General features: G+C 71.6%; 1 protein-coding gene. It reads left to right on the top strand.

All coding sequences use genetic code 11. The features are described from left to right. Nucleotides 1-398: beta-ketoacyl synthase N-terminal-like domain-containing protein (locus tag AC5WRT_RS39105; protein WP_496101119.1), on the top strand; the 398-nt coding region annotated here is incomplete at both ends.

Below are 398 nucleotides of genomic sequence, written 5' to 3'. Positions count from 1 at the left end.
CCGCGCTGCCCGCGCCGGTGGGCGTGGGTGACGACCCGGTGGTCATCGTCGGCATGGCGTGCCGTTTCCCGGGTGGGGTCGGTTCGCCGGAGGACCTGTGGCGGTTGGTGCGCGAGGGCGGTGACGCCATTGGTGGGTTCCCGGCCGACCGTGGCTGGGACCTGGATGCCCTCTACGATCCGGAGCCGGGCCGGGCGGGGCACACGTATGTCCGTGAGGGTGGGTTCCTCCACGACGCTGCTGAGTTCGATGCGGGTCTGTTCGGTGTCTCGCCGCGTGAGGCGCTGGCGATGGATCCGCAGCAGCGGCTGCTGTTGGAGACGTCGTGGGAGGTGTTCGAGCGGGCCGGGATCGACACGGCGAGCCTGCGCGGCTCTCGTACCGGCGTCTTCGCCGGC

Source organism: Streptomyces sp. NTD91, assembly GCF_059510455.1.
This window is presented reverse-complemented; position numbering and strand designations above follow the sequence as displayed.